Origin of the sequence: Halalkalibacter oceani, from assembly GCF_023715705.1 — a bacterium.
Taxonomy (GTDB): domain Bacteria; phylum Bacillota; class Bacilli; order Bacillales; family Bacillaceae_D; genus Halalkalibacter; species Halalkalibacter oceani_A.
In genome coordinates this window covers 38190-51328 of sequence record NZ_JAMBOS010000029.1, presented here as the reverse complement: position 1 = coordinate 51328, position 13139 = coordinate 38190, and the positions used below count along the sequence as shown (strand labels likewise).

Below are 13139 nucleotides of genomic sequence, written 5' to 3'. Positions count from 1 at the left end.
GCATGGAAAACCCTTTACAAGCAACGAAGTTCAGTCGAGCGAGTCATTGCGTATCTAAAAGAATTCTTCCAATTAAACAATATTCGCTATCGCACAGGAAAACGAGCAAAAGTACAATTTGATTTGACGCATTTGATTTATAACGCGGCGAAGCTCGCGTGTGATCGTATAGCCAAGTCCCTTTCTAGCAAGCAGACTAGTCAAGCCGCGTAATTAATTTTTTAAAAACACTAAAAGCGAAATGGGGGTCGTCTAACAATCGTGAACTAGGCTTTATGAAATTGATTCAATTAAATATCGTTGAATTAGAAAACAACCCCATCCAATATGTCGTTAATTAAGAGATTTTTTATTTATATGAGATTTCAGCCGCTTCTTCTATCCAATCTGAAAAATTATCATAGCCATTATCCAAATCCCAAAAATATGTTTTAAATACGTTTGAAGCTTTTTTGGTTTTTCCATCCACTTCTACATAATAATTATCTAGTGGATTATCACCTCTAGTATCTTTTTCCCCTTTTTGGTTTTTTAGTCGATGTATATAGATGCCCAAAAGCTTATTACCTTTTTTCAAACTTTCTTCAATCTCATATTTCACCCATTTTCTATTTGATGTCTCTTTGCCTATTAAAACTACAGTTACAGAGGTTCCTTTTAATTGTTCTGCTATCCAATCTTTTATTGATTTGTCACCCTTCTTCTTAACTTCTTCCCACTCAGCGGCATCAAGATAACCTTTGATTTCCTGTGTTATATTTGAATTTCTTACCTGTCCTGCTCTCCAAGCATCTCTTTCATAATGAAAACTAAAAAACACTTTCCTCGCCATTATAAACTCCTCCTTATTTTTTCTATAATTTTATGTGTTTCTTCTATTACTTTCTTCTCATCCCTTTCATTTTCTAGAGTATCTAATGAGTCTTCTAAATACCAATACCTATCTATATCTTTTTTAACTTCATTAAAGATTTTTTCTGTAACATATCCTGTAGAACCAATAGGGATAATATATTTATTTTTGTTTTTTGCTATTTGATACTCTTCCATCATCCCATCTGCTTCAATAGTTTTACCATCCTTGTCTTTATTTCCAAACAAAAATATAGTAACACCAGCATCATTAATCATGTCTTTTCTATATTCGGTCCATAGTTCTTTGAGAGTTTTTCCACCAGATTCATTCTGTGGAAATGGCCGAAGAGTTAAAAAGTCATTTGTTTTTTTATTCTTACTATTAAATATTTCTTCAAGAGCACCATTTATTACATAGCTTCCTACTCCTAGTCCAAAACCTGAGATTATATGGTGATTTTTAGATACTAATGATTTAGACAGATTATGTAATAAATTTTTAGCTTCATCCTCAGAATAGTTCCCATATTCTTTTGCACTACCAGAAATAAACACCTGATTTATTTTATGTTTTTTTTCTATATTGTTAAGAATAGTTGTGATATCTGAGTAATTATCAACAAGTACTGCATTAATACCATATCTTTTTAAATCTTTGATTTTTAACTCTTGTTTTACTTTATCGTAGCTAAATTCTTCTTGATTAATTGAACCGTCTTGATTTTTATATCTTTCATCTTGTTCTTTAACTTTCCTAAAAAAGCAATAATGATTTTTGGGACTTTTACCTAATAGCTCTACCCTTATTTTACTTAAGATTTGCTCTAAGTTAGGATCTTCAAAACTAAAACCAATAAACAGAAAAGTCTTAGAAATCAGTTCTCCTTTTAATTGGGTAGTAAAAAGCCTTCTATCATTATCGTATCTTTCATAATCATCTCTGGTTATGACAGCATCATCTGGAAAGTCTTTATCTCCATGCATTTTGTAAATTACAACATCTCTATCTGGCTTATAGTTTTTCATCTGACTTTGACTTATTTTTATATCCGTAACTTTATTAACACTTTGTAATGTATCCTCAATAATAGAATCATAGTTGGTTGTCCAATAAGTATCGATAGGCAATCTAGACAAAATATCCATATTATCATTCTTCTCAGCAGTTCGTTGAAATTCTTGAATAATTGCTTCATTAATAGTCTGTCTACCATTAGCATTAACATGGTATTGAGCAACAGATACTAAATCTAACTCTTTATCAATGTCCAATTCTAATTCATCTGCAATATCCCTTAACAATTCCTTCCAATCCACAAACCCTGATCCTCTTGATAATCCTGCCCCTGCAAATATAGCCAAGTTATCGTTTCTAAGTTCCTTTAAAATAGCTCTCTCAAATATAGCTAAGGAAGTACTAATAATTATTCACCCACATTTCTATGATTTTATTATCATACAGGTTAGGTAAAATATACCATTAATTAGGTAAAAAATCTAATAATTCTGTTTTTCATTGAATTAATCGACATAAATTTCTATGACTTACACTTACTTCATATCTTTGTTTTACCATCACTTGTGGTACGGTTCTCCCCTTACAATCCGAAATGCCCGATACACCTGTTCCAACAAAATCAACCGCATGAGCTGATGGGGAAACGTCATCTTCGAAAATGAAAGACTTTCATTTGCTCGTTCCATCACCTCATTGGATAGCCCGAGAGAACCGCCAATGACAAAGACGACTTTACTTTTCCCATAAGTGGCGAGTTTATCTATTATATCGGCTAATTCTTCTGAGCTTTTCATTTTTCCATCGATGGCAAGTGCAATAACATGGGCGTCGTCGGGGATTTTGGCGAGGAGTTTGGCGCCTTCTTTTTGTTTGATTAGTTCGCTGTCGGCGGGGCTGAGGTTTTCGGGTGCTTTTTCGTCGGGGATTTCGATGATGTCGAGCTTGGCGTAGGCGCTGAGGCGCTTTGTGTATTCGGCGATGCCTTGTTTTAAGTATTTTTCTTTTAGCTTGCCGACGGCAAGAATTGTGATGTTCACAGTGTTTGTAACTCCTTTCGGGGAAGGTTATCCACAACAGTTATCCACATATCAACATTGCGGATTGTGATTATTCGGCTTCTACCTTATATTTGGCTGTTTTTTCACAGAAGCTGCATGCTGTGGATAACGTTTCTTGCTCTGTTAGAGCTGTCATGATTGGTGCGCTTTCGTGCTCGTCGACGACTGTGTCGAGCGCGATGTCAATATGGTCGTGGCAGGCATAATAGGTCATGATAATCGTCCTTTCTCTAGTCCGCTTCCATTATAGCATACCCATTTCTGGCCTATGGATAAAATTATATGAGCTTAAATTAATAAAACAAAAAACCGGCCGCAAGCGATTTGAGCTTGTAGCCGGTTTCTCATCTAGTTAAAAATTTTGCTGTTCAGCGAGCTGAACTGTGACGGTTTGCTTACTGCCGTCCCGGTATACGGTGACTTCGACTTCGTCACCGATCTCGCGTTCTGTATATAGGAATTTGCGGAGAGCGTGACCGTCGCCGATTTCTTCGCCATCAATCTCTACGATGACATCATACTCCTGCAAGCCGGCGCGCTCCGCCGGTGACATTGGCGTGACGCTTGTGACAACGACACCTGCTTTCACACTTTCAGGCAGCTTCAATGTTTCCTGCCAGTGGAAGCTAGGGATTTCCGATAGCGAACGGATGCCGACCCCGAGCTGTGGCCGCTGAACTTCACCATAGCGCTCTAAGTCCTCAATAACCGGGAGGGCAATTCCTGTTGGAATCGCAAAGCCGATTCCTTCGACGGCGCCTTGGGCGATTTTCATTGAATTAATCCCGATGACCTGGCCTTCAATATTGACGAGGGCGCCACCGCTGTTCCCCGGATTGATCGCTGCGTCTGTCTGTAATACTTCGGCATGCCAGTCGACCTGGCCATTTCCTGTTAAGTCGACAGGGATGCTGCGTTCTGTCGCACTGATGATTCCTTGTGTTACCGAGCTGGAGAAACGCAGCCCGAGCGGATTGCCGATTGCGATTGCTGGTTCTCCGACACGTAGCAAGTCTGAGTTGCCGAATTCGGCGACCGTTTCGATGTTGCTGCCGTCGATTTCAAGAACGGCAAGGTCGGTAATCACATCTGTTCCTAACAGCGTCGCCGGGACGCGCGTGCCATCTGCCAGACTGACTTCAATTTGATTGGCTCCGTCAATAACGTGATGGTTGGTGACGACGAAGGCTTTGTCGCCCGCCTTTTTGTAAATGACGCCTGATCCGGTGCCTTCTCCCGCTTCCTGGGAAAAGACGCTTGACTGATGCATGTTGATTACTCCAACTACGGCATCAGACACATTTTCTACTGCTTTCACGACATCAGAATTCACGTTGACATTGACCGTTTCCAGTCCTTCCTGAGGGATGTTCGGTTCGATTACCTCATCACCCGTATCATTGTCTGCAAGACTGTACGGTAATAGGCCGGCATTTGAAAAAACAGGTAACATCAATAAAACAATCAGACCCCCGACAATAGCACCAAAAAAAGCTGATAGGCCAGAAAAGCGCTTTAAGCCTTTCTGTCTAGTAGGACGTTGATAATCTTGTTCGTCATAATAACCCATGACTGCACACCATCCTTTTTTTATATGATGTATTTGCTTCTTATTATAATGTCTGCATTTTAAAATGCCACTTGGAATCCTGTTTTTCATATATTTTTGATACTTCTACTATAATTCCCAACAAAAATGACGCATAACCATGTAAAATGACTGAGGAAAAAGGACCTTCACGTGCGGTAGATTAGTCGATCAGCTTGATACGTGCGATAAATGATTGACAAGCGCAGATAGAAAATTTATAGTGAAATATGTGATATTGAGAATCATTATTAATTAAATCTATGAGGAGGTCGGGAAATGAAACATAAGCTTTTTATCCTAATGTTGATATGGATGCTCGCCTTTATCAGCGCTTGCGGCAGTGAGACCAATTCGACTGATACTGGTTTAGACGATACACATACAGCCGATGAGGCGGACAATTCGGAGATGGTTACATATGAATCGGAAAATGGGCCGATTGACGTTCCGGCAAATCCACAGCGGATCGTCGCCTTAACAAATGCGCCGAATGTATTGGCGCTTGATGGCGCAATCGTTGGTGTTGATCAATGGACGAACATGAACCCGCTTTTCACCGAAAAATTAACGGATATTGCCGTCGTTTCCGAATCGGATCTGGAAACGGTTATCTCGCAAAATCCGGATCTGATTATTGCCGGTTCGACTACCGAAAATCTCGACCAATTGGAAAAAATCGCCCCGACCGTCGTCTATACATGGGGTAAGCTCGACTACTTGGAGCAACAGCTTGAGATCGGTAAATTGCTGAATAAAGAAGAGGAAGCGCAGCAGTGGATTGACGACTTCTCTGAGCGGGCGACAGAGCTTGGTGAAGCGGTAAAAGCAAAAGCCGGCGAGGATGTCACGGTGTCGGTGCTGGAGACGAACGGCAAGGATTTTTCCGACTTCGGTGATGATTGGGCACGCAGTACGGAAATTCTCTACCAGGCGATGGGACTTGGAATGCCCGAACTGGTGAAAGAGAATGCGTTAGGCGAGGGCTATTATATGCTGTCTCAGGAAGTGATCCCGGAATATGCAGGAGATTATATCGTCCTGAGCAGAAACCAAGGGGAAGACAATGCTTTTATGGAAACAGAGATGTGGAACAGCATTCCTGCGGTGCAAAATGGTCATGTGATTGAAATCGAGACAAAAGCGGTAACCTACAGTGACCCAATTACACTTGAATACTTGCTGGACATTTTTGCAGAAGGCTTCTTAGACGGCGAATAAGCGCTTGTGGCGGTTACGCTCATTGCTTGGAGGCCGGCGCAAAAGCTTTTCCCTTTGCCCAGTTCTCTATTAAGATAAAAAATGCCTCACAAGAGAAAGTACTCCTTGTGGGGCATTTTTTTAGGAAACGACAGCCAGTGCTGTTGGGGTGTGCGGGTCGGTATCGTAGAGCTCGAATTGCTCGCCGACAGCCATTCCTTCCTGCTTAAGCACTTGTTCGACAGACAGGCGGGCAAGGTCTTTCATATTATTATCGAGACTGAGGTGAGCCAGATAAATTCGGCTTGTCCGGTCACCGATTACTTCAGAAAGAGCGAGCGCGGCATCCTCGTTGGAAACATGGCCAACGTCGCTTAAAATCCGTCTTTTCACATTCCACGGATAGCGCCCCATTCGCAGCATATTTAAATCGTGATTCGATTCAAATATGTACATATCGGCATCGCGAATCGTTCCTTTAATCCGCTCGCTGACATAGCCCATGTCAGTAGCCAGCACGAGCTTCTTTCCTTCGTGATGAAAGCAGAAAAACATCGGTTCTGCCGCGTCGTGGGAAACTCCGAAGGTCTCGACATCGAGGTCGCCGAATGTCTTCACCACACCTGTGCCGAGCGTGAACTTCTGTTCAATCGGAATTGTGCCAAGCTGGTCCTCCATCGCCTGCCATGTTAACTGATTGGCATAGATCGGCAGCTTATGCTTTCTGGCAAAGATGCCGACTCCTTTTATATGATCACTATGCTCATGACTAACAAGAATCCCGTCAAGCTCTTTCGGATCGCGGTTGATATGGGTAAACAGTTCATCCATCTTCTTACCGCTCAAGCCGGCGTCGATGAGAAGCCGCTGCTTGTTCGTTTCCACATAAATCGCGTTCCCCGTGCTTCCGCTGGCAAGTACACTAAAGCGCAGTGTCATCGAAACACCCTTTCTACGTTATTTGCTGGACAGAGCCCTCTATCGCATTGACGAGGTACGTCTCATCCTCGACCATCACTCTCCACATCGGCGCAAACACCTGGACGCCGCCTTGCGGGCTGAAAAAGCTGTAATAGCCAAATTCAATGCTGGAAATGGTCTGGTTGGCTCTAATTAATTGGTCATTTAACAAGACCTCCAGTGCCTTTAAGCTGGAAAGCATTTCGCGCTCCCGGCCATCGAGGTCTTCAAATTCGTAATAGCTTTGTTCATAGCCGACAATTTGCTGGTTATCGTCAAACCAAATCACCAGAGGATCTTCATCAAAGGTATAGGCTGTTTTATCTTTAAATGTCTGATAGAGCTTCATCTGCCCCGTCTCCGGATCAAAGTGGCCGAAGCGGTACTCGTCTCCTTGATACACATACGTCGTCAAAAAGGTCTGTAGCTCCGTCCAGAATTGCTCGGAAGTTGTCGGGTACGGCTCGATCAGTTCGGAGATAATTTCGCCCTCTTCTGTCAGCCTGAGGCTTTGTTGCTCGGCCAGTCCCGCGGCGGCCTCTTCGGTGAGAGTGACTTTTTTACTGATAACATGGCGGCCAGGCAGCTCTTCCTCCGGGAGCTCGGCCTCAATCGTCACGTTCATTTGATTCAATCTCTCCTGAATTGTCGCTTCGGTTATGACGCTGATTTGATTGGCACTGTTCGTTTCAACGAGCTGCCACGTCAAAAATAAATTAAGGATGAGGAAGGTGACGATAAAGATTGTTTTCGTTTTACTCCAATCCATCCGTTTCACCCTCCTCCTCATTAAAGGTTACTTTCTGCCAATGGTTATCATAGAGAATAAACCAATATGGATTTACCGTTACAAAGGACGGGTTCGGCATAATCATTTCATAGCCGACCGTAACCTTCTGTAAACGCTGAAAATCAAAATATTCCTGATCACGCAGCCGTTCAAGAAGTTGTTCGCCACTCGGCAGTTCAACCTGCTGCCTCGCGTCAATCGGACTGCTGTCTAAATCGAATAATGGACGGGCATAGCTTTCAATTTGATTGCCTGACCGGGTTGCCGTGAGCTTCATCTGATCAAGTCCTTGGAAGGAAATGACCGGCAAGTCATTTACATGCATCCGATATTCGGCTTCATCGCGGGCATCAGTCGACACCCAGCGCGACAGCAGGTATTGATCGGACCAGCCTCCGTGACCGTTGATAAATTCATAGCTGCTTAAAATAATGTGCTTACTGCTCCGTTCCTGTGTACCCGTAAAAATAGGATTATTATACTCCATAAATAAACCATTGTTGTTAATATTAATAATCCGGTTTCCGTCTGTGTAAGACTCTTCGCTGCCAGACTGGCGATAATATTTGACCGAAGCTGGATCAGTAAATAATGACTGTCGGAAGAACGCGCCCGGTATTGGCGAAATGGTAAATGAAAGTCTTTCAGCTGTCAGCGGCTCATCTGGGAAATAGATCGCTTTATTGACAGACTTCAACGTCTCATCCATTTCTGACAGAGAGGTCACAGCTGGATATTCCTCGATTCCACGCACAACCGTTTCTTCAAGCTCACCAGGTGCAAGCGTTGTATCCAACTCTACCATTGGCTCATCCTCACTTGAAAGCAGCTGCATCCGCACTTGTTCCGACTGTTCATCAATGTAGATATACAAACGGTTCACCGCTGTGATCGGAATACTCATTTCTTCACGGTCAACCTGAAACAGTCCGAGAAAAATATCAATCGGCAATGAGGCAGGAAAGACAAACTCAATTCCGCCGCTTGCTCCTTCCTTCGGAAAAGGACCGGCGGACATCGGTTCACCTTCATCAAGACTGGCATTTAACAGCCCCTGATAGAGCTCTTCAAACTCTGCCGTCTGGCGGGGAATCATGCTCTTCTGATCCCCATAATGAATAATCATCTGCTCAGGCAGGATCAGATCAGTCAGCCTTCTCTCTTCGCTCATCGTTTCATTCGACACATAGCGTGTCGTTTCATCAAGCAGGGCGAAATTCGGCTGAAAGGTCCAGAGCTTCCATGTTAACACCATGCTTAAGGCGATTAGCCCGATTAGCAGTCCGGTTTTGATATGCTCGTAATTCATTCCTCTTCCCCCTTGAATGTGGAATAAGGCAATGTAAAGTAGATCGTTGTTCCTTCTCCATACTCACTTTGAACCCAGATTTCACCCCGGTGAGCATGGACAAGCTCCTTGGCAATCGCCAGCCCGAGGCCTGTCCCGCCGACGCTTCTCGCCCTTGCTTTATCAACACGGTAAAAACGGTCGAAGATTTTGCCCTGGTTTTCCCGGGGAATACCCATTCCCTGATCAGAGATGCTGACCCGGACATTATGGCCTTGATGAAGCAGGGTGATGACAACATTTCCTCCTTCCGGCGAGTATTTCATCGCATTGGAAATAATATTGTCGAGCACCTGGGTCATTTTATCGCGATCAATTTGGACATAGGTTGGATGAGCGGTGATGGCTCTGGAAAATTCGATATTTTTCTCCTCGGCTATCATTTCAAAACGGTCAATGACGCTATGTAAAAACTGGCCAAAATCGATCCATTGCAGCGTCAGCCTATAGTCTCTGCTGTCAATCTTCGAAAGTTGGAGCAAATCATTGACGAGGCGGATCATCCGCTCTGTTTCATTTTGTGTCACTTCTAAAAAGCGCGGCGCAATTTCCGGATCGGCAATCGCTCCATCCTCAAGCGCCTCGAGATAGCTTTTCATCGTCGTCAGCGGCGTCCGCAGCTCATGCGAAACATTGGCAACGAATTCACGGCGCTCCTGTTCAATTTTTTCCTGCTCTGTCACGTCATGCAGCACGGTAATCAGCCCATTAATCGGTCCGTTTTCTTCCTGTATTACGGAAAAATTGGCTTCCAGCATATATTCGCTTTCATCGGTACTAAAATCGAGCAAGACCGAGTCTGATTGATCGTATAAATCATAAATCGCAAAACTCTCCGACAGCTTCAAGACATCAAGAATCGGCTGCCCGATCACCTGATAGCTAGCAACTGAAAGCAGCTCCTCCGCCCGCTTATTCAGCAAAATGATCCGTCCGCGTTCATCCGTCGCAATGACGCCGTCCGTCATATGAGTTAACACGGATTTCAGCCGCTTTTGCTCACGGTCACGCGTCACTGTAGCATCGTGTAATTTCATCGTCAGCTCATTAAAGGATATCGCCAGCTGACTGATTTCGTCTGTACTATAGACCGTTACTTGACGGGAAAAGTCTCCGTGTCCCATCCGCAGTGCCTGCTTCCGCATATCAATAATTGGCGCCGTAATCGTCCGCGCCAACAGGACAACCAGCAGGGCGGAAATCGTTAAGGAAATGAATGCCCCGCTCGCCAAAATGCCGTTAATCTCCTGCACCTGTTCATAGATTTCTTCAATCGAAGCTTCAATATATAATGCGCCAATCGGTCCATCATCAGTCACAATCGGAACAGCGAGGACCGCCATCCGATGGCCCGTTTGCGGGTCACGCAAAATCGTTTGATCCGGCGTCCCGATCAAAGCGCGTGTCACCCGGACCTCCGTGCTTTGCTGACCGACGATATGCCGGTTTTGAAAGTTGGAGGTCCCGATCACAACCCGGTTCTGGTCAATGACCTGAACCTCGGCATTTTCAATCGAGAAAATATCCTGCAGCAAAGAGCGGATATCTGTTGTCAATGTACTGCGATCTTCCCGGACTTCCGTCATTTCCTTGGTGAGATTATAGGCGAGGAGGTTTCCCCGTTCCTTCAATAAGTCGAAATGGTTGGCGACAAGCTGATCCTCCAGCTGCCGGGTAAAGTAGACGCCGATAATTTGCATCGCAATTAAAAGGAGGAGAACATAAATAATAATCAGCTTAAAGCGAATCGACTTAAAGAAGCCAACTTTTCTGTTCATTTATGATTGCTCCTGTTTTTCCGGAGAGGACAAATAGTAGCCGACTCCGCGCCGGGTGATGATCCAGACCGGAAAGCTCGGATTGTCCTCCACTTTCTCACGCAGGCGCCGCACTGTTACGTCGACGGTACGGACGTCACCAAAGTAATCATAGCCCCATACCGCCTGAAGCAGATGCTCTCTCGTCATGACCTGACCGAGATGCTTGGCCAAATAATGAATCAGCTCGAATTCACGATGAGTCAGCTCGATTGTTTCACCGCGGCGCTTAACCTGGTAAGCCTCGGGATAAATCGTTAAATCACCAACGACAATTTCCCGCTGGGCGTTCGTCTCTTCCCCGCTCACTTTATGGCGGCGTAAATTAGCCTTGACCCGCGCCAGCAGCTCTCTCGTACTGAAAGGCTTCGTCACATAATCATCGGCACCAAGCTCAAGTCCCAGCACCTTATCAATCTCGGAATCCTTGGCCGTCAGCATAATAATCGGTGTATCGTATTTTTTGCGGACCTCTCGGCAAACTTCCATGCCATCTTTATGAGGCAGCATAATATCAAGCAGAATCAAATCAAACGACTCTCCGTTGACCGCCTCAATCGCTTCCAGCCCGTCATAGGCACATGTTACGGCGAAGCCTTCCTTCTCAAGATTAAATTTTAATATATCTGCAATCGGTTTTTCATCATCGACAACTAAAATTCGTTTATCCATTCAGAATCTCTCCCGTTTCAAGTAGTCTCCCTCACATTCTAACACATTAACGCCCTCTCGTTTTTAAGAACGATTTCCCATTTCGAAATTACGGTCCATTCTATTAGAAAAGGCTACCCTCAAAAGATAGTTTCACTCTTTTGAAGATAGCCATAAAAAAGCTTATTTAGCGGTTTAAATAATCCATCGGATTTTTCAACTGCCCATTTTCAGTTACTTCAAAGTGAAGGTGAATGCCGGTCGAGTTGCCGGTCGTCCCCATAACACCGATTTTCTGTCCCTGGGCGACAGTTTGTCCGACCTCGACATCAATCGAGCGCAGGTGGGCATACAAGGTTTCCATCCCGTTGTTATGATTAATCTTCACGACATTGCCGTACCCGCCTTGCCAACCGGCGAAGCTGACTGTGCCATTATCAGCAGCTAAAATGTCGTAGCTGCTCGGGCGGGCAATATCAATTCCGCGATGGAATCTCCCCCAGCGGTTCCCCTGGTAGCTTGAGATATAGCCGCCTACTGCTGGCCAGCTCAGCTCACCGGTACCGCGCGAAGGCATTTCCTTCGTTCCTCTTACGACTACTTTTGTTACCGGCTCCTGGAGCATTTCTTCCTGTACCGCTTCTTTTTTAACAAGCTGTCCATTTCGTTCGGTTAGCTGATAATCGACAAGCTGCAAACCATTCTGCCCCTTTTGCGTCACCTTCTGATCGCCCTTCCACATCGAGTCATCTTCCTTCACTTCAATTTGAAAAGGGATCTCTTCTTCTACCGACTTCGTCATCGTCGAGATGACTTCCATATAAGGCTCGTAGGCGGTGACTTTCAATTCCTGACCGATTTGCAGAACCGTTTCTTCTGTCAGTCCTTCATTTAATTCTAGCAGCTCAGCTGTCGTCAGATCGTGTTCATTGGCAATACTGCCGAGAACATCGCCTTCCTTCACCTCATACGGCTGCTCTTCGAGTACTCCTTTTGTCAGCTTTTTTACAGCTTCCTTAACAGTCAGAACATTTTCCGGGCTGGTCTTTTTCGCAACCTGCTCGACGTCCTCACTCAGCTTAACATCAACGAGCTGAGTCTCTCCGACCTCTGCCTCCGGGACAGTTGTCTCACCGGTCTCAGCAGTCTCCTCTGCCGCTTCTTTTTCGAGATAGGCCTCATATTGCTGCTCATTAACGTATTGCGTAATAAAGCTCTCCAGCGTCTGCTCGGCAGCTTCCCCCGTCGGCAAATAAACAGCGGCTTCTTCATTCACATAAATCGCCACCGCTTCTGCTTCCACAGAAAGCTTCTCTTCTAAAGCAGCGAGAGTTTGTTCATCCATGCTCTTTTGATGAAACACGAATTCAGGAATAATCTCAACCTGCTCGGCAATTTGAAGCGAATAATCCGGATACTGCTCTTGATAGGTTTCCACCATCTCTTCAACCAGGCTGTTATACTTTTCTTCATCCAGTAAATAACCGACATGATTTCCATCGACATATACGTGATAAATTGTATAGATCAGCTTTCCATCCGCTTTAACGATTTGCGCCGCCACGATCATGACAAGTAGCATCAGACCGATCAATACTTTTTTCCTGCTATTCAAAGAGCCTATGTTCGTAGAGCTCATCTATAAATTCCCCCCGTAAAACTCCCCTTCCACATTAAATCAGGAAGGGCACCTTACTATCACTCGGACACGACAGCACAACAATGGTTGACATTATTCGTCAACCTTCTCCATTCTAGCATACTATTAAGGTCAGGGGTCAAATGAAAAAAAATGATAAAAGATTGTAATATTGTTGTTACATTACTAGAATTTTAGCGAATTCTGGAAATCAT

13 protein-coding genes are annotated in these 13139 nt (G+C 44.3%); 2 read left to right on the top strand and 11 right to left on the bottom strand.

What is annotated here, in order from left to right:
• Positions 1–213: transposase (locus tag M3212_RS18950; RefSeq protein WP_251195522.1), on the top strand; the 213-nt coding region annotated here is incomplete at its 5' end.
• A gap of 136 nt (positions 214–349) precedes the next feature.
• On the opposite strand, the gene M3212_RS18945 is transcribed toward M3212_RS18950, so the two are convergent.
• The 5 genes from M3212_RS18945 to M3212_RS18925 form a co-directional block, all read right to left on the bottom strand.
• On the bottom strand, positions 350–832 hold the full coding sequence (locus M3212_RS18945) for a TIR domain-containing protein (protein ID WP_251195521.1): 483 nt from the start codon (positions 830–832) through the stop codon (positions 350–352).
• Positions 832–2217, bottom strand: a complete 1386-nt coding sequence (locus M3212_RS18940; RefSeq protein ID WP_251195520.1) for an SIR2 family protein — start codon at positions 2215–2217, stop codon at positions 832–834. The genes M3212_RS18945 and M3212_RS18940 overlap by 1 nt, the downstream gene beginning before the upstream one ends.
• Before the next feature lie 213 nt (positions 2218–2430).
• A complete protein-coding gene (gene rlmH, locus M3212_RS18935; RefSeq protein WP_251195519.1) occupies positions 2431–2910 on the bottom strand; it encodes a 23S rRNA (pseudouridine(1915)-N(3))-methyltransferase RlmH in 480 nt (159 codons plus the stop codon).
• A gap of 70 nt (positions 2911–2980) precedes the next feature.
• Entirely contained in the window at positions 2981–3145 is a 165-nt protein-coding gene (locus M3212_RS18930) for a CxxH/CxxC protein (RefSeq protein WP_251195518.1), read from the bottom strand.
• Between the two features lie 138 nt (positions 3146–3283).
• Positions 3284–4501, bottom strand: coding sequence for a S1C family serine protease (locus M3212_RS18925; RefSeq protein ID WP_251195517.1), 1218 nt, complete (start codon positions 4499–4501; stop codon positions 3284–3286).
• Between the two features lie 297 nt (positions 4502–4798).
• Between M3212_RS18925 and M3212_RS18920 the strand changes: the two genes are divergently transcribed.
• Positions 4799–5740 (top strand): iron-hydroxamate ABC transporter substrate-binding protein, encoded by a 942-nt coding sequence (locus M3212_RS18920; RefSeq protein WP_251195516.1) that lies wholly within the window; start codon positions 4799–4801, stop codon positions 5738–5740.
• A 120-nt stretch (positions 5741–5860) separates the two neighbouring features.
• On the opposite strand, the gene M3212_RS18915 is transcribed toward M3212_RS18920, so the two are convergent.
• From M3212_RS18915 to M3212_RS18890, 6 genes are all read right to left on the bottom strand, one after another.
• On the bottom strand, positions 5861–6658 hold the full coding sequence (locus M3212_RS18915; protein WP_251195515.1) for an MBL fold metallo-hydrolase: 798 nt from the start codon (positions 6656–6658) through the stop codon (positions 5861–5863).
• A gap of 13 nt (positions 6659–6671) precedes the next feature.
• Positions 6672–7448: a two-component system regulatory protein YycI gene (locus M3212_RS18910; RefSeq protein ID WP_251195514.1), complete on the bottom strand. Its 777-nt coding sequence runs from the start codon at positions 7446–7448 to the stop codon at positions 6672–6674.
• Positions 7435–8778 (bottom strand): YycH family regulatory protein, encoded by a 1344-nt coding sequence (locus M3212_RS18905; RefSeq protein ID WP_251195513.1) that lies wholly within the window; start codon positions 8776–8778, stop codon positions 7435–7437. Before M3212_RS18905 ends, M3212_RS18910 begins: the two co-directional genes overlap by 14 nt.
• Positions 8775–10595, bottom strand: a complete 1821-nt coding sequence (gene walK / locus M3212_RS18900; RefSeq protein WP_251195512.1) for a cell wall metabolism sensor histidine kinase WalK — start codon at positions 10593–10595, stop codon at positions 8775–8777. Before walK ends, M3212_RS18905 begins: the two co-directional genes overlap by 4 nt.
• Positions 10596–11306 carry a response regulator YycF gene (yycF, locus tag M3212_RS18895; RefSeq protein WP_251195511.1) on the bottom strand — a complete coding sequence of 237 codons (711 nt, stop codon included), beginning with the start codon at positions 11304–11306 and terminating at the stop codon, positions 10596–10598.
• Between the two features lie 166 nt (positions 11307–11472).
• A complete protein-coding gene (locus M3212_RS18890; protein ID WP_251195510.1) occupies positions 11473–12924 on the bottom strand; it encodes a peptidoglycan DD-metalloendopeptidase family protein in 1452 nt (483 codons plus the stop codon).
• Positions 12925–13139: the final 215 nt, after the last annotated feature.